Origin of the sequence: Anaerococcoides asporogena (assembly GCF_029590275.1) — a bacterium.
GTDB lineage: Bacteria > Bacillota > Clostridia > Clostridiales > Clostridiaceae > JG1575.
In genome coordinates this window covers 828,791-848,711 of sequence record NZ_CP120965.1, presented here as the reverse complement: position 1 = coordinate 848,711, position 19,921 = coordinate 828,791, and the positions used below count along the sequence as shown (strand labels likewise).

Below are 19,921 nucleotides of genomic sequence, written 5' to 3'. Positions count from 1 at the left end.
GACTTTTTTGAATGAGCTGTTTAATGAGGATGACATCGAAAATCCATCCGGATATCTCGAATCACCCGACCCGAAGCGGACAAACCAAGGGTAACGATCCGTTGAACCTGATGATCCAAGCTGATTTTATGACAGTGGGAGGAAAATACCATGACCAGAGAATATTTCATTGAAGCCTGCACCGGACAGACCATCCAGGTCCGGAAAAACTCCACCATCTCGATGATTGACGTCAAGGGACGGCAGGTGGTGGATTTTTTCGCGGAAGCTCAGAATAACCCCGGGGAATTTCTGTCCACCGGAGTTACCATTGACTGCAATGAATCGTTGAAACTGAAGGTTGGCGATACCATCTATACGAACCTTTACCATCCCATGTTCCGGCTGATCTCGGATGATGTCGGCGAACACGACCTGCTTCATCCCTGCTGCCGTCCGGAAATGTATGACTTTTTCTATCATAACATCACCGGGCACAGGAACTGCCTGGTCAACATCAATCAGGCTCTGAATCAGCAGTACCCCATCATCCATCCGGTCAATTTCTTTATGCACACAAAGATCCGCCAGGATGGAACCCTCTCGGTGGAACCGCCGTTCTCAGCTCCCGGCGATCCGGTAGTGCTTGAGGCGCTCATGGATGTACGTCTGGAAATCGCAGCCTGCAGCGTCTTTGAAAGCAGCTGCAATGGGGGCTCCTGCACCCCCATTCAAGTGATCATCCGCGAAGGCTGACGCCTTACTTCCAGACGATTCAATAGCCGCGGCCGGTCCAGGAACGGCTATTGAGTATTGCCAGTGATGTATTGATGGATTGATAGGATCTAAATCTGATTTAGATTGAGCAGCCTATTGAATTGAATGTCCCCAATGGGTTGCCAATTCTTCTTTCAGTGCCACAGAGCCAACCGGTAGATGTTATAACAATTTCTCATTCCAGAGAATTTTAAGGTTCAGTCATGCTAAGTAATCCAATGTGTTCCAGTAATGTCAGTTCAAGGGCAAGAATTTACTGTTCTAACTCGTCTAATTCAATTCCAATTCATTTTTAACTCATTCCAAGAACATTAGATCGTGTTAAATATCATTTAATCAATTTATACTTTGCATATTTTCCGCCGTAAAGAAGCGCTATCTTATTCTCTTTTTGGAGTTGTTTAATGAGTGAGTATGCTTGTGAAGGAGATATATTCAATAAGTCAATGATATTCTGTTTCGTTATAATACCATTCTGAGTTTGCGCGAGCTTCATAACTAATTCTGGATCTCTGATACTATCAATACCAGTCTGTCGGACATACTGAATAGTTTCATTGATTTCGCGATAAATCTTCTTACCCAAAATAAAGGATCGGTTTCTCCCTTTACCAGATGCTTCAATCAGACCCATTTCTATCATATTCTCAACAGCTGATCTCACCTTATTTTCACTTAAACTTGTAATTTCGATGATTCTTTCAAGATTGCATCTTCTTTCATTATTGAGAAGTGACAAGATCATCAGGGTATAAATAGACAAGGGTTTACCCTGTCGATTCTGTTCATCTGCAACCAACTTTGCAAAAGGAAGGTCAGCTTTCGCTCTCTGAATAAACAGCTTAACTATCCTGTTCGTTGACTCTGAATAATCAGGCCATGGTCTTCCAAACACAATTGAACCTTCGTAAATGCGGTCAATTCCGCGCCCGGTTTTTTCTGCCAATCCTATTCTTTTCATAGCATCAGCCAGAGCCGGATTTCTTCCATGCGGGTCTACCGTTAACAGGTTTTTAAGATTAACCCCATCAATAAATCCGCCTGGGTTACTGATGACCAAACCTTCATCATCGATTAACACTCGCACGTTTCCAAGCATAGTATAGTCTCTATGACAAAATGCGTTGACCAATCCCTCTCTAAAAGCAGCCCAGTCAAATTCCGGGATAGGAATTCTGAACAAACCATACTCCATTTCTCGTTCAGGATTCCATGCCTTAAGATAAGTCTCATAGTTTTCAAAGAGTTCCAAAAGAGGCTTCGAACTATCCTCATTCATTCGTACCGCGGTTCCTTCCAAGACCTGAAAGGTCGACCTTGCAGTCGGCATTAATTCCGATATACGTTCTTCTTTGCCGATTAATAACATACCTGCCACTGTTGGCACATATTTTCCCGCTACTTCTGTAACAAGTCGAAGCGCCATATTCAGTTCATCATCGGGTAGCGCGAGGAGAGTTTTTTCTCCTCCTTGTCTGTTTTGAATTATCCGCCTCAATCGAACCCTTTGATTAGGATCCAAATCATCAAGCACGGCACCCGCAAGTGGTTGTGCAGAAAAATCCAGCATTCCAAGTTCTGATAGTCTCGAAGGAATTTCGTACGAATACATAGGAATCACTTCTGGCGTACCATCTATCTTGAGGCGGCGGCGTAGTATTTTTCCGGAAGAGGTAGATATAACCCCTCGGCTTCTGGGGATTTCAATTTTCAGAACATCCTTTTCTTCCGCGATTATTTCTGCTCTAACTGCAATCGGGGGAACTGTATTGTTGGCAATTAATGCAGTAACACCAATAGCATCCTTATGCTTTTTATTCACGCCAGTAATAGTGCCATCATCCTCAACTCCTAGATAAAGGACACCACCGACAGTATTTGTCATCCCGACAATTTCATCAATCAACTCATGATCCGGATAAGACTTCACATCACTTTTAAACTCAATATCAAGACTCTCATTTGCAGGAATGGTTCGCATTCAACCACCTCCATTTCTGTATTCTATTATAAATTTTAACGCATTTAACTCACCTTGTCGATTTACCTTATAATTTTAATTCATATTAAGTAATTAAAAACATAAGGAGACGATAGAAGTATTTGTCTTCCCATCTGCTCCTGACCTTTATTAAAAAGAATTCCTCCATTTCTTCTTCGTTTACCTTGACTCGTCAGCCATTAAAGTCGTCCGCAGCTAATGGTACTACTCGTATTAGAACGCGGGCTCCCTGATTTCATCGACGATCTGGTTAATGGTACATCATTTATACCGGCACTTCTCTTGTCGTCTTGACTTTCAGCGAGGCAGTCTTTAAGTTATCCGGTCGGCATATCTTATCGTACAGCGAATGAATCTTACGTTTAGGTTTTACTTAGGCAGTGATATAGCGTTAAAAGATGCGAAGAGTTTTCCTCTGCATGGTGTTAGTTATATTGCAGACATACATATATGGTCGGTCCGGACCATCTCCAACCTGTCCGTTTCCATCAGTATCCAGAGTTAGTTGTAGAATTTACTTACTGTTAAGGCCTGTTATCATTCTCGCCCGATTCCATCAGTGCCTTATCACAATTATTAACCCTAAGATTTCTCTATTAGCTGCTTGATAAATACGGAGTGTCTTGGCACTTACTCCGACTGGATTTTCTCCAGTTAGTAATTTGCGGCTTACTAGACCCGCGAAGAATTAAAATCAAAACCCACATAAAAAGTGATTCAGCCAGAATCACAAAATTATTAGCTACGTTCAAACCGCAGGTTATTCCCTATCTGCCGTTTTTCTGCATCAGAAAAACGCATTTAATTGACGATAGTTCCTCCCGCCGTAAATGCTGACTACATTTATGTTTGCTTAGCTAAAAAATCTTTCACTTTAAGTTGCAATTCGGATTCATCTGGTTTCTCGTAATTTCGATTTGACTCCAGACACTCCCAACAATTTGACTCGCCCCTCCTGGGTAGTCTTTCGACTTGATTTCGTGCGACTTCCTCCTGTTCGATTATTGAAGTCTTTGCCGCTAATATAAACCTTAATACAATCCCTGAGTTGTTTTTGAGAGCGAATTTTGGACATTTTACAGATGCTTCCCAAACTTCCTTTTCCCGACAAATAAGCCTTGACTGCAGCCAGTTTCAAGGCTGCACTGCAGCTTCGCTGAGTTCCAGTATTCAACAGTCCCGAAGAGCCCTCCTGCTGATAAAGCCTTATCCAGTCTTGGATTGTGCTCTTTTACACTCCAGCCAATTGGGTTGCTTGGATCATGGACAATTTACTGGACATGTAATCAGTTAGAATTTGAATCTTATCCTCAGGGCTTTGTTTTGATCGGTACAACATAAAAATGCCCCCTTAAAAATCAACAGTGTTTTCTTTTTCACTGTCTCTCTTAAAGGGAGCATACCAACCTCCCTTACGAAGGTTCGGCTGCCTGTTGTTTTTTCTCAGGTAAGTGCGCGGGCTGATATCCGATCAGCTGGTAAAATCGGCAGCGGCTGATTTGGCCAGCAGGGGCCGGATGTGTGCCAGAACCTGGTTCTGGTGATAATCACAGATCTGGTAGGCTTCCATTTCTTCCCGGGAATCAAACCGGGTGATGAGGATGACATCGAAATTTCGGTCGGATTCGACTTCATTGATTCCAACTTCGATGGCCCGCAGTTCCGGAATCCGGCCCTCCATGGAGCGCAGAATTTCAGCCAGGCGCGGGATATCCTGGCGGTCCTTGACATTCATCATGACGACATGAGTAAACATAGCATTTCCTCCTGCAGGATGGATTTGGTTCGACAAGGGTTTAGTGGACGGCTGATACCATGCCCAGGGCGACGCACTCACTGTCGCTGTTCATGACGCGGACCTCCACCTTGGAATGGCTTTTGGAGGTAAAGACCAGCTCCAGCTCGACGCTGAAATAATGCTCAGGCTGAATTGGTTTGATGATGTTCATGCTGATGTTGTCGATCTCGGTGTAGAGATTGCGGTTCTTCAGGATGATGGAGGAACATTTAACCATGATCATGGATAGCAGACTGCGGGACAGGGTCCCCAGGGGATCCAGCATTTCGCCGGTGACCCGGCCGGAGAAGATGAACTTGCCGTTCTTTTCCTCATAGCTGAAGTGCTCGATGATGCGGTCCTCCAGGGATTCCACGGTCTTGTGGGACATCCAGCGTTCCTTCAGCCCCTTGAGCACGTCGCCCCGGGAGATGATGCCCAGGAATTTGTCCCCTTCGGTGACCGGAATCTGTTCCACATCTTCCCATTCCATGATATGGGCGGCATAGGCCACCGTCGTTCTGGGATTGACCTGAACCGGCTTTTTCATGTACTTGCTCAGGGGTTCCGCGCCGTCCTTTCCCAGGACATCGCGGGGAGTAATCATTCCCACCACTTTGCCCTTTTCATCCACCACCGGGAACCGGTCAAAGCCGGTTTCTTCCGCCCGGCGCTTCCAGTCGTTCACTGTCTCGTAGTCATTGAGGGAGACCGGCGCGGTCTTCATGATGTCGGACACATAGAGAATGCGCTGCCGGATCAGGTTCTGGGACAGAGCCTTGTTGATCAGTGCGGCGATGGTATAGGTATCATAGCTGGAAGAAATGACCGGAATGGACAGACGGTCTGCCATTTCCCGGATCTTCTCGGTGCAGCCGAAGCCGCCGGAGATCAGGACACCGTTTTCGTTCTTCAGGGCTATGTTCTGCGCCGCTTCGCGGTTACCCACAATCAGGATGCCACCAGGTGTGATGTATTTTTTCATCGCGTCGAGCTCCATGGCTCCGATGACGAACTTATAGATCGGCTTTTCAATGCCGGCTTCTCCCCCCAGGAGCTCGCCGTCCACGATCTTGAGAACTTCTTCGTAGGTCAGATTCTTGATCTTCTTTTCCTTGGGCGATTCCACCCGGACGGTGCCCGCCCGGGGCAGGGTCTTGAGGTAGCCTTCCTCTTCGCATTCCTTGATGGCCTTGTAGGCCGTTCCTTCGGAGATCCCCAGCTCCGAAGCGATGGAACGAACCGAGATCTTTCGACCGATCTCCAGGTTCTTAATATGATTCACCACGAGATGAACTTTTGCCATTGATTTCCCCTATCCTTTCGATTTCCTCTTACCCTTCGATCTCTTGAGCGATGGTTTCTATTTTTCTCAGGCGATGATTGACGCCGGATTTCCCCACCGGCGGTTCCATCATTTCACCCAGTTCCTGCAATGTGGCATCGGGATAATTGACCCGCAGCTCCGCGACCTGGCGCAGAATATCCGGCAGCCGGTCCAGTCCGATGGTGCGCTGGATCAGCCGAATGGCATCCATCTGCCGCACCGCGGCATTCACCGTCTTGCTCAGATTGGCTGTCTCGCAGTTCACCAGACGGTTGACGTTGTTGCGCATCCCCTTCATGATCCGGATGTTCTCCGTTTCCAGCAGCGCCTGATGGGCGCCCATGACATTGAGCAGATCCACGATCTGTTCGCCTTCCTTGAGATAGACCACGTAGCTGCCCTTGCGGCTGATCACTTTGGCGGTCAGGTCATAGGAAGCCAGAAGGCGGACCAGCTCACTGCCGTAGTGCTCCGAATGGGTGACAAATTCCAGATGGTACTGTTTCTCCGGATTGGAGATGGAACCGGAACCCAGGAACGCGCCTCTCAAATAGGCCCGCTTCAGGGTATCGGTGCGGATCCAGCGTGCCGGAATGGAATCATCGATCATCAAATGCTCGCCCTGTGTGGACAGGATGCCGGTTTCAAACAGCAGTTCCTTCAGATCCTTCACCTCATCAAAGCTGATGAAATAGAGGTTTTTCTTTTTCATGGTCGCCCCCCGGCTGACCATGACCTGAACGGCCGGATCCACCAGTACTTTCAGCTGCCGGGTTAAAAACCGGGCAGTACCGGCATTCTCCGTCGCAATGCGGAAACCGATTCCCTTCCCCGGCAGAAGCGACATCGTGCCGGATACTTTCATCACGGCAGACAACAGGGCCATGAATTCCGGCCGGGCCATATCCAGCTGCTGGATGATTTCTGATTTGACTTTCGCCGAATAGGACATTCGCTTCTCTCCTTCCTTTGGAATTGTTACAGCTTGCGCTGATTTCGAATAATACAGACTCACCACAATTATAACAGATTTTGTGCTTTTTTTAGCAAATAATGCGTGCCCTGTGTCACAAAAACTTCAAGCATTTCGCAAAAAAACAGATGCATTCACAGCCCCTGGCTTCATTTATCCATGTTCGGCCCGAAAATAGTACACCCGCCGGCCTTGCCGCTCAGGCCGTTGCTACGGCAATGGCTGGCGCACGGACAGAATGGCACAGAATCCCTGTACATCATAAAGCAGTGCCCCAATAGAGCAAAGGCAGGCCGGGCGGCCTGCCTTTGCGGTGGATTGATTCAATTTAATGTTCGAATCTATTCCCTGGATTCGGCATGATCATCACTCTGCAGCCGGACGATCTTGCGGGCTTCAGCTTTCACCATTTCTTCCTCCAGAAGCTTCTTCTCATTGGCCAGCAGGTAGCCCAGGGCGGTGAGGGAATGCTTCAGCTCATTGTCCTGCATGATGGTATGGAACAGGGTATTGGCCAGTTTTTTGGGATCATGCCGAATCTGACGGCCAATCACCTTGAGGAGATCCGCTTCTACGATTTGAACGCCCAACGCCTCCACTTCCCTTCGATTCAGGGCAACTTCCTTGGCGCCGCTGTCCATATAGTTCTTGATCGCCATAGCATCCGACAGGGGCTGATTGTTGACCACCACATAGTCGATGGTTCCGATGTCGGAATGCTCCAGAATCTTCTTCAGGTGATCTGCCACCGTCAGTCCGTCGGTCTCTCCGGGCTGCGTCATGATGTTGCTGACATAGAACACAATGGCATGCGATTCCCGGATGGCCCGGGCCACTTCCCGGATCAGCAGATTGGGCATGACGCTGGTAAAAAGCGAACCGGGTCCCAGAATGATGGCCTGCGCCTCCCGGATGGCGGAAACTACGCTCTGGGGAGTTCTGGCATCTTCCGGGTGGATGGACAGACGGTCAATGGGATTGTCCGCGGTCACCGCGTGACCGATATTGGATTCGCCCTCAATCATGGTGCCGTCCGTCATGCGGGCAGTCAGGCGCAGGTCTTCCAAGGTCACCGGCAGCACCTTGCCGGTGATAGCCAGGACCTCCGACATCTTGCCGACCGCGTCCTCAAAGTCCTCGGACATGCCGTTCATGGCTGCCAGGAACAGGTTGCCAAAGCTCTGCCCCTTCAGGGTTCCTTCCTGGAAGCGGTACTGCAACAGTTCTTCCATGACTGAGTCGGTGTTGGCCAGCGCCACCAGGCAGTTGCGGATGTCGCCCGGAGGCAGCATGCCCATTTCGGTGCGCAGCGTCCCCGACCCGCCGCCGTCGTCGCCGACGGTGACGATGGCGGTCAGATTGCTGGTATAGTATTTCAGGCCGCGGAGCATTGTGGACAGGCCGGTTCCCCCGCCAATGGCCACAATCTTCGGACCTTTCGTCTGCATTTTCTTCTCATAGAACAGGTTGTTGATTTCCCGGGAATCCAGATTGACATGGAACATGCCCTCCCGCACCAGCTTGACAAAGTTTTTCATCCCCTCATTCACGCTGATATAGATGATCAGAAGACCCGAGAAAATCAGAAAGCCAAAGTAGATCATGTAGCTTCTGGAAAAAAAGCGGTTGTCCAGGATCTCCGTGATCCCCAGAATCACGAGCAGGAAGCCAAGGGTGGCAAACAGCACCCAGCGCTTCAGTCCCATGCCGAACCGGGTCAGGTCCTTCAATGTTTTGATGATCAAGTTGTTCACCTCTTACAGCCGGTGTTTACGGGCCACGTCTTCCTCCGAGTCGCGATGGAACGAGGCAGCATGGAAACCCTGATAGCGCAGCTGGCGCGTGATTTCTTCGGTGATGGCGACGCTGCGATGGCGTCCGCCGGTACAGCCGATCCCCACGATGAGCTGCTTCTTCCCTTCCAGAATATAATGGGGAATCAGGAACTTCAGCATATCCAGCACCTTGGTCATGAATTCCTTTGTCACATCATTGCCCAGGACAAACTGGCGCACGGGCTCATCCTGTCCCGACAGCGGACGCAGTTCATCAATGTAAAATGGATTTTCGATAAAGCGCACGTCAAAGATCAGGTCGGCATCCACCGGCACGCCGTACTTGAAGCCGAAGGATACCACGTTGATATTGAGGCTTTCCGACGCCTCCTGCATAACATAGCGGTTCTTGATCTTCTCCTGGAATTTGTGCAGGGGCAGGCCGGTGGTATCAATGATGAAATCCGCCCGGTCCTTGATGGGCTGCAGAATTTCCCGTTCCTTCTGAATGCCGTTGAGCAGACGCTCCCGGGAAGAGAGCGGGTGCACCCGCCGGGTTTCCTTGAAGCGAGTGACGATCTCTTCATCTTCGGCGTCCAGGAACAGAATCTCAAACGCGATGTTCTTGGCTGCCAGATCATCGATGGATTCATCGATGCCGTGGAAGAACTGGCCGGACCGGATGTCCATCACCAGTGCCGCATCCGTGATTTTACCCTCAGCCGAAGTCAGGACATCGATGAACTTGCCCAGCAGATTGGGAGGCAGGTTGTCCACCACATAATAGCCCAGGTCCTCAAATACCTTGACAGCCTGGCTTTTTCCTGCACCGGACATTCCGGTGATGATGACGATTTTCATTCGGTTTACCTCCCATGATTTTTCTCCCTTCATTATATCAGAAGAAGAGACCGCTGATTTGCGGGCATCCGGCAATAGTCCTGAGGATCTGGCATGGTACACTCTGAAATTCAGATTTTGTCAGTTTTTTCCAACTCCAGGCTGAACGTTGAACGCTGGTGGTTGTAGGATACAATCTCTGGCCGTCTCCAAGCCTCCAAGTGGATGCTGGACCTTTAATTTTGCCTTGGATGGTTGGCACTAGACATAATGACTGTAAAATAATAAAGTGGCAGAACTCCCTTCTAGGAAGTTCTCATACTCTGAAAATATTGGGAGGGGATTCTTATTAAAAAATATAAAGTCACAAGAATTATAAAAAACTATTTATCGATTGGAACGATATTTATAGCAATTTCAGCATGGCAAGGAGGATTTGCTCCTGTTGTAGTATACTCAGCTATTTCACTATTGGTTATTTTAAAATTAAAAAAACTAGAAGATAATATTATTGATTTAGATTCGAATAAGTAACTAGTACAAATAATCATTTGCTGCATTTGAGAAATGTTTATAAAGGTATAAAATTGAAATCACATCACAATTGCTAAATTTTATGCAAAATAATATTCCAACTCCGTTAATAAAGTTGGAATATTATTATTTTATATCCAGTGTAAGAATAGCTGCCCAAATAACCAGTATGATTGTTATACTTGTAAGCTTCCAAGTTTGTTTTCATCTTAGTTACCATCAACTGGAGCTCCAGCTTGACCCGATGGCATCCGGCTGCTTTTCTATTCCCAATCACAAGAATGTTTATATTAGGTTCCGTGAACAGGAAGTTTCTTAAAATCTAAGAGTTTTTTATCACACCCAATAAGATATCGAGATTGTTTTTTCTCTGAAATGATGGGTAAATCACAAAAACTGTGGGATTTTCCCAAGTTGACATGGAGCCTCTGTCGGCGTGGTTCCGCCAGCCTTGCCGCTAGGCTGCATAAATGCTGGGCTAGTCGGCCAGTCAGGCTACCACGTCGACCTCTCCGTGTAAACAGGGAAAATCATAATCCCACATAAGAAGTGATTGAGCCGAAAAGATTATTATTGATAGCGAAATAAAACTATTTTAATTGGTGTGAACGAGTTAGCGAATCACCTGATCTAACTCAGAATGAATTGGCTACACAAGTTTCTTTCTACTGGCAGAAACTCCTGCTTCATTATAGAATGAAAAGGAAATAGACATTGCCTGGAATACTTAAGTTAAGACTTCGGAGGACTTCCCATGTTTCGAAACCGACTCCTTGTTATACCGCTGCTGCTGCTCACCCTCACAGGGTGCGCCAGCCGGAGCAAGCCCGAACTCAAGCCGCAGATCTACACCTCGGCTCCCATCGCCACCAATCTGAGGACATCCACAGTCCCTGAAGGCATGTTTCCCTATGATAACCTGCCGGCCATGAAAAAAGCCCGGCTGGATCAGGATCCCAACCTGGGCGAAATCAATGCCGTTCCGATCCTGAGCCCGGTTCCCGACGGACTGAAGCCGGCCTATCGGGCCAATCCCGATGAAGTCCTGGTGGAATATCAGGATGAGCTGGCGAAGCGTACCATCCGGGTCTATGGTTTCTTTACCGAAGAGCCCACTTCTCTCCTGGAAGAACACATCCAGGAAACTTACTTCCATAACACCACCATTGTCGGCCGCAGCTTCTATATTCTGGCGGAATACAATCCCGACCAGGAACGGGAAGCTTATACCCTGGAAGGTCAGTGGTTCATCCACGTGTTCGCCTCCGGCATCGAAGAGGATGAGTTCAAGCGGCTCCTGGGCACCCTGAAGCTTTCCTCACTGGATTAGTCACATCTGGCTCGGAACCATGTGGCCACAAGCCCGTCGTGCCATCACCGGCGGTTCGGGATCACAGCTGCTCAACCGCTCAACATTCACTGTTAAATGTTCAATGCGCAAAACCGGACAGCCGATCCCGCAGGATCGGCTGTCCGGTTTTTTGCAGCTTCCTGGCGGCAAGTCCTCCGCCAAGGGAACGGGAGCAGGGTCCTAGAACTGAAAGCGCTTGGGGAAGAGTCCGAACAGTCCGCCGGTATGGATGAACAGAATGTTTTCGGCTCCCTGGAACCAGTGGCTGTCCTTCTCCAGTTCGGTCAGCAGGCCGCGCATGGCTTTTCCGGTGTAGACCGGATCCAGTACAATGCCTTCTGTCCGGCCGAAGGTGCGGAGAAACTCCAGCTCCTCGGCAGTGGACAGCGCATAACCCCGTCCGACATAACCGTCAATGAGCCGGATCTGTTCCGCCGGCAAATCAATGGGTCCCTGATACCCGGAAAATTCCTGGGTGATGGCCAGAATCCGGTCCCGGAAATAGGCCGCATCCCCGGCAATGGGTATACCGGTCACCTGCCGGCCTGAACCCAGTGCCGCATTCCCCAGCATCAGTCCGGCACAGGTCCCGCCGGATCCGACGGCGCAGACCACATGGTCAAAGGTAATGCCCAGGGTTTTTTCCTGCTCCATAATTTCCTGCCAGGCAGCATAGTAGCCAAAGGTACCGATGCCATTGGACGCACCGACCGGAATCAGGTAGGGTGTCCGGCCCTGCGCGATCAGAGCGGCCTTTGCCTGCTCCATGATCTCCGACAGCCGCTCGGCGTAGTCCCTGGCGGACACAAACCGAATCCTGGCTCCCAGAAGATCATCCAGCAGATAGTTGCCATCCAGCGGCTGCTTCTCATCCGCTGCCAGGATCAAGTGACATTCCAGCCCCAGTCGGACGCAGGCTGCCGCTGTTGCCCGGGCATGGTTGGACTGAATGCCGCCCGTGGTGACAATGGTATCGGCTCCTTGCGCCAGTGCTTCGGCCAGGGCAAATTCCAGCTTGCGGACCTTGTTGCCGGACAGCTCCAGCCCCGTCTGATCATCCCGTTTGATCCACAGATTGCGCCCCAGCCACTGGGAAGTATTCTCCAGAGGATCGATCCGGGTGGGCAGATTCGCCAACTTCAGCCGAGCTTGTGTAATATCCTTCATGCTCTCTCCTTCTTTCGTCACGAAATTCTAACGCTTTGTTCACGACACGTTAATGATAATGACTATCAATAAAATCCAGGCCATGGTATATTAGAAGTGCAGAAAATAGCAGTTCGCACAACCGATATTTTCATATTTCCCCCCTACACGATTAGTACATTTCCCCTGAGAGCAGTTTCCCCGACTGCTCTTTTTTTCGTCCATCAGACCATCTCAGTCTTTCAGGTCATTACTGTCAGATCTGTCATTGCTGTCATTGCTGTCATTGCTGTCATTGCTGTCATTGCTGTCATTCATATCATATCTCTTATATATATCATTACTGTCATTCATACAACATCATTATAACCCACAATACAGAGCACAGGTCGAGCGATGAACACTGGCCGACAGAATCGGGTTCAGGGTCGTCTGCGCCGGATTTTAGCAGTCCGAACCGAAAAAGATCCGGAAGTCCGGCGCAATGTAGCGCCGGTCTTTCGGGTCTTGGGTGATTTCATGGACTTCGTAGGTGCTGGATTTCTCAGGGGCATCGACTGCCTCTGCGTTTTTCCCAGATGCCGTTTATGATGAGGGCTTACTGTTTTTTCACCTGAGCCGTCGCTTCCGTTGCATCTGCTGTTCCGGATGCCGGGATGGTCAGAAGAATCGATGAGATGGCCAGCAGAACCATGATCAGGTTGAACAGCAGCGCGATGGCGGCGGCAAATCGAACTACAATGTTGTCAACCCGGCCGAGGAAGAGTCCTTCGGCAAAAACTATGTCTCCATTGGTCAGACCGGTAAAGAGAGCGGCGGAGATGGCGATGCCAAGCGCCGCGCCCAGGGAAGAAGACATTTTATAGATTCCGGCTGCGGATCCAGCCTGCTCAGCCGGCACGGTGGACAGCGCCGCATCCGTCGAGGGGGTGGCATAGAAACCCAGACCGGTGCCGAACAGGGTGAAGCCGATGGTGGCGACGATCCGATACTGACTGGCCAGGAGAAAGGTGAAGGTCAGCAGCAGAATGCCCAGGCCGGTGATGGCGCTGCCCAGGAGCATGGGACGGCGGGGTCCCCATTTCTGAAGCAGCTTCTCACCGATTCGGATGGTGATCAGAATCGCGATCAGATAGCCGATGGTCAGAAGGCCCGCTTCGAACGAAGTCATTCCGGCTCCGATCTGTACGAGGGACAGGGTGACCATGAGGGTACCGGCGGCGGAGTTGAGCAGGAAATTGGACAGGGTTGCTCCCCGGTACATCCGGTTGCGGAACAGCCCAAAATCGATGAAGGGCACCGATGCTTTGCGCTCGATGATGAAGAACGCACCCAGGGCAGCGACGGCGACCACGGCCAGTCCGATTACTGCCGTGCTGATCCAGCCCAGATTGGCGCCCTGGCCGATGACCAGGTTCAGTGCCACCATCCCCAGCATGAAGGTCAGAATCCCCGGCACATCATATCCCCGGGCTGATCCGGAAGACGCCTGCCTGCTTTCCGGAGTGCCCTGGATCAGTGTCAGGCTCAAAAGGGCCGCCGCGACGGAGATCCAGAAGATCCAGCGCCAGCCGATGGTGGTCGCCAGAAGACCGCCAAAGAGCGAGGTCAGTCCGGAACCGCCCCAGGAGCCCATGGAGAAGTAGCTGATGGCTCGCTGCCGGTCGGCTCCCTGGTAGTAAGTCTTGATCAGAGCCAGGGTGCTGGGCATGATGCAGGCAGCCGACAGCCCCTGAATGACTCGGCCAAGAATGAGGAAAGCGGCGGTTCCGGTGGGTGACAGCGCGATGAGGGCCGATCCAATGATGCTCAGCGTCAGTCCGATCCAGATGATCCGGACCCGGCCGATCCGATCACTGATGCCGCCCAGGACGACGATAAACATGCCGGAGAACAGCGCGGTGATGCTCACCGCCAGGTTGCTGCTGGTCATATCGATGCCAAGGTCGGCCCGCATCGTGGGCGCAATGTTCAGAGTGGTCTGAGCAAACAGAGAAAACGTGAGAACAGCCAGCACGATTCCGATGAGCAGCTGATTCGTGCCCCGGTATTCCCGGGCTGAGGTTTTATTTTGCTTCATGTGCATCTCCCTATCTTTCTTGATTGGATTTCAAATGGTGCGATGAATCAGAGTCCGATCCGTTCAGGCAGCCGTCTGGTCCATCTGGCACGGATGGCTGCTAAGCTTTGGCTTTGGCAGGCGGTACCGTCGCCAGGATGGAAATGATGGCAACCAGGACCATGAAGAGGTTAAACAGCAGCGCAATGGCAGCGGCGTAGCGAACGGCGATATTGTCCTGCCGGCCCCAGAACAGCCCTTCCAGAAATTCAACGTGGCCATTGCTCAGCGCGGTAAACAGCGCGGCGGAGATCGCAACGCCAAAGGCCGCGCCCAGCGAGGATGCCATTTTGTAGATCCCGGAGGCGGAACCGGCTTTCTCCGCCGGCACCGTGGACAGGGCCGCATCCGTGGACGGTGTGGCGTAAAAGCCAAGACCGATGCCGAACAGGGTGAAGCCGATGACGGCCAGAACGATATACTGGCTGGCCAGAATGAACGTGAAGGACAGGAGGAAAATGCCAAGACCGGTGATGGCGCTGCCCAGAAGCATCGGCTTGCGAGCCCCCCATTTCTGGAGGAGCTTCTCCCCTACCCGGATGGTCAGAAGGATCGCAATCAGATAGCCGATGGTAAGCATACCCGCCTGAAACGATGACATGCCGGCCGCGATCTGGACCAGGGACAGGGCAACCATGAGCGTGCCGGCGGCACCGTTCAGGAGAAAATTCGACAGCGTCGCCCCGGTGTAGGTTTTGTTGGCAAACAGTTTGAAATCGATGAAGGGAGCGGCGGACAGCTTCTCGATCCGGAAGAAAACTGCCAGGGCGGCCAGAGCCAGAACCCCCAGTCCCTGGATGAGCGGGCTCATCCAGCCCAGCCGGGCACCCTGGCCGATGACTACGTTCAAGGCGACCATGCCGACCATAAAGGATACAATGCCGGGGAGATCCATGCCTTTCCCGGACTGGGAACCCTCACTGCGGCTTTCCGGAGTACCAGCCAGCAGGACATAGCTCATCACCGCGACCAGAATCGAAATCCAGAAAATCCAGCGCCAGCCGATGGTGGAAGCCAGAATGCCGCCGAACAGAGAGCACAGACCCGATCCTCCCCAGGAACCAATGGACCAGTAGCTGACCGCGCGCTGGCGTGCCGCTCCGGAGTAATAGCTCTTAATCAGCGCCAGGGTGCTCGGCATGATGCAGGCAGCGGACAGGCCCTGAATAATCCGTCCGGCAATGAGAAACAAGGGAGCGCCGGAAGGTGACAGCGCAATCAGCAGTGATCCCAGAATGCTCAGTCCAAGACCGATCCGGGTAATCCGGAGTCGGCCGACCCGGTCGCTGATGCCCCCGAAGACAACGATGAAAATCCCGGAAAACAGCGCGGTGATGCTGACAGCCAGATTGCTGCTGCTCACGTCAATGGCCAGATCCTCCCGCATCGCAGGCGCAATGTTAAGCGTAGTCTGGGCAAAAAGCCAGAAGGTAATGACGCCAAGGACGATGCCCAGCAGCAGCCTGTCATTGCCTTCGTATTGTTTCGTAGATGTATTTGCAGTTTCCAAATCGAACGTCCCTTTAACTTTTGTTTATTCGCATAAGCATTATACCATTTTTTATTTGTAAATTCATCACCTTTTCGGTAACAGCCAAAGTTTTTTTGAATCATTCCAAGTGATATTTCCATTTCTTTCTGAACGGTTCCGCTGCCGCTGCTTCCGTCTGGTCTCGTCTGAACCTGTCTGTCTCCGCCTGTTTCTCTCTGTGCCAGACTGTACCCGACTGTACCCGTCTGTCCCCATTTACTTCTCTCTGTCCCGTCCGGATTCCACTGCCCCCGACTGATTCCATCCGGCTGCTGTTCACCCATCCCGTCAGAGGCTGGATCGGTTCCATCGATATCTCCGGGGGCATGAACTGTTAAAAAAAGACACCCGCAAGGGCTATTGCCCGAGCTGGTGCCGATGGTCTGGTTTCCGGTTGTATTTTTTATTCCAACGCAGCATTGCCCGCTCAACGGCGGGCAATGCTAAGTGGCTCTATTTGGTCCGCAAAGACTCGGGATGGTCCGTAAAACCATGATAATCCGTAAAGACCCTGATGATCCGCCAGATCGTGGATAGTCCGGGGGCTGGATGACTGGCATAGAAGATAGCGGATCAGTTCTGCTTGAGATCTTCGCCAACGATCAGAACTTCCGGATCCAGCTGGATCTCGTAGAGGTCCCGTACCGTCTTCTGGACGAAGGCGATAAGCTCCAGCACATCCTGAGCGGTGGCGTTGTTCTTGTTGATGATGAAGCCGGAGTGCTTGTCGGACACTGCCGCGCCGTTATGTTCATAGCCTTTGAGTCCGGCGTCCTGAATCAGTTTTCCGGCATAGTGGCCAACGGGCCGCTTAAAGGTGGACCCGGCGGATGGATATTCCAGTGGCTGCTTGTCCTCGCGTTTTTTGGTCAGGTCGGCGATCCGGGCCTGGATCGAGTCATAGGATCCCGGGGTCAGCTTCATGCGGGCCTGAATGACGATATCCCCGCGGGTCTTCACCCGGGAGGTCCGGTAGCCCAGTTCCAGCTCATCCCGGGTCAGCACTTGCTTCTCCCCCTGCGGGGTGACGATGGTGACGGATTCCAGAACATGGCTCATCTCTCCATCATAGGCACCGGCGTTCATAAAGACGGCGCCGCCCAGAGTTCCCGGGATGCCGCAGGCAAACTCCAGTCCGGACAGGTGATGAGTCAGGGCCAGATCGGATAATTTTTTGAGCTCCGCGCCGGAATCGGCAATGATGCAGTCCCCTTCTACCCGGATCTGATTGAGCTGTTCCAGCTTGATCACCAGTCCTCGGATTCCGCCGTCGCGGACCACCAGGTTGGAGCCGTTGCCGATAATGAAACAGGGAATGTCCTCCTGACGCGCCTGGCTCAGGATGCATTCCAGTTCCGACTGGGAAGAGGGCAGGACCATAATATCGGCCGGTCCGCCCAACTTGAAATTCGTGTGGTTTTTCATCGGCTCGTCAATCAGGATTTTCTCCTGGGGAAGGCAAGCCTCCAGCCGTTTGGCAAATTCTAAATATTGATTCATGTTAACTCCAACTTTTCATACTAGCCGGGGAGGCGGCAGCCCCAAAGGGACCGGCCGTCCGCTCACCCTGTGCAGGGTTTTCTTTGGATCAGGGGTTCCCTGCATCCTGTTATATCTTACGGCAATCTGCCATAACACTTCAATCTATTATATACCAGAGTGACCTGCTTCGGAAATAGTCCGGCGGATCTGTCTTGTCCAAATTGCCTGAAGAAGGCTCGAAAGCCTGATGAGGTCTAGGTTTCCGGATCCGGCCGCTGAGCCCCGGACTCCGACTGCTCCCAGTTTATTGCTTCCGGTTCGGCCTCCGGCACTATCCGGTCCGTTTCATTTTTCGGAAGATCCCGGTCCGGCCCGGCCGGATTCTCCGGAGACTCTGCCGGATCAGTTAGTCGTTGACTGCTGTCGCCTTCTGGTATCGGCGGATCGAAAAATGACCGAACCGCCAGAGCCGCGCGTTTGTCCATGGCCGGAACGGACTGCAGCTCCTCCAGGGAAGCGGCCCGGATGGCCTCAATGCTGCCAAACTTCAGCAGCAGATTCTTGCGCCGGCGCTCGCCGATGCCCGGAATGTCGTCCAGCACGGACCGGATCTGAGTCCGCTTGCGCAAGGAGCGGTGGTAGGTAATGGCAAAGCGGTGGACCTCGTCCTGAATCCGGGTGATGAAATGCAGCACATTGCTGTAGCCGCTCAGATTTATTTCCTGATTGCGGTAGATCAGCCCCCGGGTACGGTGGCGGTCATCCTTGACCAGTCCGGCCACCGGGATTTCCAGGTTCAGGCCGCGCAGCACGTCCTCCGCCAGGGACACCTGGCCCTTGCCCCCATCCATCAGGATCAGGTCCGGGAAGAAGGAGAACTTGCCCTGCCGGATTTCCAGTTCGGAATCCTTCATTCGCTGAATTTCCTCCAGGCCGCGCTGGAAGCGCCGAACCATGATTTCACGCAGGGAGTCGTAGTCATTGGGTCCCTGAACGGTTTTGATCTTAAAGCGGCGGTAGTCGGACGACTTGGGCTTGCCCTCCTCAAACACCACCATGGAGCCGACGCTGTCCACACCGGCGATGTTGGAGATGTCGAAGGACTCAATGCGGTGCGGGAATTCCTCGAGTTCCAGCAAAGCGGCCAGGGATTCCAGGGCTTCCTCGCCCAGGGCGGTTTCCTTGAGAATCTTGCCCTTGAACGCGGACAGCGTGACTTCGGCGTTGCGCCGCACCAGCTCCACCAGGCGCTTCTTGTCGCCCCGGCGGGGAACTTCCAGCCGGACCTGAGTGCCCTTTTTCAGGGTCAGGAACTGCTCGATCAGCTCCGGCTCCTCCACTTCCTGGGAATAGATGATCCGGGGGATATAGGCAGTCTTGCCGTAGAAGGATTCCAGGAACTCGCCCATCAGAGACTCGGGGGACTGATCCAGGGTATCGGTCACAATGAAGTGCTCCCGCCCCTGAATCTTGCCGTCGCGCTGGAAGAAGACCTGAATGCAGGTATCGGTCTCGTCCTGGAAAAGCGCCACATAGTCCTCGTCAGATTCCTTCTGGGCAAAGTAGATTTTCTGCTTTTTCTGCACCTTGTCAATGGCCAGGTACTGGTCGCGCAGCCGGGCGGCCCGCTCAAAGTCCAACGCTTCCGCAGCTGCCTCCATGTCGCGCTTGAGCTGCTTTTTCATGCCGGGATCGCCGCCGTTGAGCAGCTCCATGATTTCCTCGATCATGGCGCCGTATTCCGCCTTGGAAATATAGCCGGCACAGGGCGCCTTGCACAGGCCCATGTGGTAGTTGAGGCAGGGCCTGGTATAGGGTCCCCCCTCCAGGATGGTCCGGCTGCAGGTCCGGATGGGATAAATGGCCTTGATGGACTCCAGCGTCTCATACACGGAGTTGACGTCGGTGAAAGGACCGAAGTAGCGCGATCCGTCCTTGGGCGTCTGGCGCGTCATGAACACCCTGGGGAAATCTTCCTTCAGGGTGATTTTGATGAAGGGAAAGCGCTTGTCGTCCTTCAGGTTGATGTTGTATTTGGGCAGATGTTCCTTGATCAGGTTCTGCTCGAGAATCAGCGACTCAATTTCCGAGTCGGTGACGATGTATTCAAATTCCGCCACATGGGACACCATGAGGCGGGTTTTGGTATCCAGCCGCTGGGAATTTCGGAAGTACTGGCGAACCCGGTTTTTCAGGATCTTGGCCTTGCCGATATAGATGATCTCGCCCCGGGCGTCCTTCATAATATAAACGCCGGGGGAGTCGGGCAGGATTTTCAGCTGGTGTTCAAAATCAAACATAGACGGGA

Annotated in this window: 12 protein-coding genes and 1 pseudogene; 2 read left to right on the top strand and 11 right to left on the bottom strand. The window is 51.9% G+C overall.

Features of this window, described 5'->3' with window-relative positions; translation table 11 throughout:
* Window positions 1-150: 150 nt before the first annotated feature.
* Window positions 151-735, top strand: coding sequence for an urea carboxylase-associated family protein (locus P6M73_RS04035; RefSeq protein WP_277854845.1), 585 nt, complete (start codon window positions 151-153; stop codon window positions 733-735).
* 349 nt (window positions 736-1,084) lie between these two features.
* On the opposite strand, the gene P6M73_RS04030 is transcribed toward P6M73_RS04035, so the two are convergent.
* The 6 genes from P6M73_RS04030 to rapZ all read right to left on the bottom strand — a co-directional run bounded on the left by P6M73_RS04030 (window position 1,085) and on the right by rapZ (window position 9,471).
* Window positions 1,085-2,737: an RNA/DNA-binding domain-containing protein gene (locus tag P6M73_RS04030; protein WP_277854844.1), complete on the bottom strand. Its 1,653-nt coding sequence runs from the start codon at window positions 2,735-2,737 to the stop codon at window positions 1,085-1,087.
* A gap of 1,492 nt (window positions 2,738-4,229) precedes the next feature.
* Complete coding sequence (locus P6M73_RS04025; protein WP_277854843.1) at window positions 4,230-4,514, bottom strand: Dabb family protein; 285 nt, start codon at window positions 4,512-4,514, stop codon at window positions 4,230-4,232.
* Between the two features lie 40 nt (window positions 4,515-4,554).
* Window positions 4,555-5,841 (bottom strand): DRTGG domain-containing protein, encoded by a 1,287-nt coding sequence (locus tag P6M73_RS04020; RefSeq protein WP_277854842.1) that lies wholly within the window; start codon window positions 5,839-5,841, stop codon window positions 4,555-4,557.
* 28 nt (window positions 5,842-5,869) lie between these two features.
* Entirely contained in the window at window positions 5,870-6,814 is a 945-nt protein-coding gene (gene whiA, locus P6M73_RS04015; protein WP_277854841.1) for a DNA-binding protein WhiA, read from the bottom strand.
* Window positions 6,815-7,176: 362 nt separating this feature from the next.
* Window positions 7,177-8,580 (bottom strand): gluconeogenesis factor YvcK family protein, encoded by a 1,404-nt coding sequence (locus P6M73_RS04010; RefSeq protein ID WP_277854840.1) that lies wholly within the window; start codon window positions 8,578-8,580, stop codon window positions 7,177-7,179.
* Between the two features lie 12 nt (window positions 8,581-8,592).
* On the bottom strand, window positions 8,593-9,471 hold the full coding sequence (rapZ, locus tag P6M73_RS04005; RefSeq protein WP_277854839.1) for an RNase adapter RapZ: 879 nt from the start codon (window positions 9,469-9,471) through the stop codon (window positions 8,593-8,595).
* A 1,267-nt stretch (window positions 9,472-10,738) separates the two neighbouring features.
* Between rapZ and P6M73_RS04000 the strand changes: the two genes are divergently transcribed.
* On the top strand, window positions 10,739-11,314 hold the full coding sequence (locus P6M73_RS04000) for a hypothetical protein (RefSeq protein ID WP_277854838.1): 576 nt from the start codon (window positions 10,739-10,741) through the stop codon (window positions 11,312-11,314).
* A gap of 201 nt (window positions 11,315-11,515) precedes the next feature.
* Here the strand turns inward: P6M73_RS04000 and P6M73_RS03995 are convergent, their stop codons facing one another.
* From P6M73_RS03995 to uvrC, 5 genes and pseudogenes are all read right to left on the bottom strand, one after another.
* The gene (locus P6M73_RS03995; protein WP_277854837.1) at window positions 11,516-12,502 is read right to left on the bottom strand and encodes a D-cysteine desulfhydrase family protein; all 987 of its coding nucleotides are present in this window, start codon (window positions 12,500-12,502) and stop codon (window positions 11,516-11,518) included.
* Window positions 12,503-13,079: 577 nt separating this feature from the next.
* Window positions 13,080-14,561 carry an MFS transporter gene (locus P6M73_RS03990; RefSeq protein ID WP_277854836.1) on the bottom strand — a complete coding sequence of 494 codons (1,482 nt, stop codon included), beginning with the start codon at window positions 14,559-14,561 and terminating at the stop codon, window positions 13,080-13,082.
* Window positions 14,562-14,661: 100 nt separating this feature from the next.
* On the bottom strand, window positions 14,662-16,110 hold the full coding sequence (locus P6M73_RS03985) for an MFS transporter (RefSeq protein WP_277854835.1): 1,449 nt from the start codon (window positions 16,108-16,110) through the stop codon (window positions 14,662-14,664).
* A gap of 594 nt (window positions 16,111-16,704) precedes the next feature.
* A complete protein-coding gene (murB, locus tag P6M73_RS03980) occupies window positions 16,705-17,631 on the bottom strand; it encodes a UDP-N-acetylmuramate dehydrogenase (RefSeq protein ID WP_277854834.1) in 927 nt (308 codons plus the stop codon).
* A 428-nt stretch (window positions 17,632-18,059) separates the two neighbouring features.
* Window positions 18,060-19,913 (bottom strand): annotated as a pseudogene (gene uvrC / locus P6M73_RS03975) (excinuclease ABC subunit UvrC); the annotation flags it as partial.
* Window positions 19,914-19,921 lie beyond the last annotated feature (8 nt).

What these genes read in the sequence shown, in the direction of transcription:
- P6M73_RS04035 (WP_277854845.1), top strand. Translation starts at nt 151, where the DNA reads ATGACCAGAGAATATTTCATTGAAGCCTGCACCGGACAGACCATCCAG.
- P6M73_RS04030 (WP_277854844.1), bottom strand. Translation starts at nt 2,737, where the DNA reads ATGCGAACCATTCCTGCAAATGAGAGTCTTGATATTGAGTTTAAAAGT.
- P6M73_RS04025 (WP_277854843.1), bottom strand. Translation starts at nt 4,514, where the DNA reads ATGTTTACTCATGTCGTCATGATGAATGTCAAGGACCGCCAGGATATC.
- P6M73_RS04020 (WP_277854842.1), bottom strand. Translation starts at nt 5,841, where the DNA reads ATGGCAAAAGTTCATCTCGTGGTGAATCATATTAAGAACCTGGAGATC.
- whiA (WP_277854841.1), bottom strand. Translation starts at nt 6,814, where the DNA reads ATGTCCTATTCGGCGAAAGTCAAATCAGAAATCATCCAGCAGCTGGAT.
- rapZ (WP_277854839.1), bottom strand. Translation starts at nt 9,471, where the DNA reads ATGAAAATCGTCATCATCACCGGAATGTCCGGTGCAGGAAAAAGCCAG.
- P6M73_RS04000 (WP_277854838.1), top strand. Translation starts at nt 10,739, where the DNA reads ATGTTTCGAAACCGACTCCTTGTTATACCGCTGCTGCTGCTCACCCTC.
- P6M73_RS03995 (WP_277854837.1), bottom strand. Translation starts at nt 12,502, where the DNA reads ATGAAGGATATTACACAAGCTCGGCTGAAGTTGGCGAATCTGCCCACC.
- P6M73_RS03990 (WP_277854836.1), bottom strand. Translation starts at nt 14,561, where the DNA reads ATGAAGCAAAATAAAACCTCAGCCCGGGAATACCGGGGCACGAATCAG.
- murB (WP_277854834.1), bottom strand. Translation starts at nt 17,631, where the DNA reads ATGAATCAATATTTAGAATTTGCCAAACGGCTGGAGGCTTGCCTTCCC.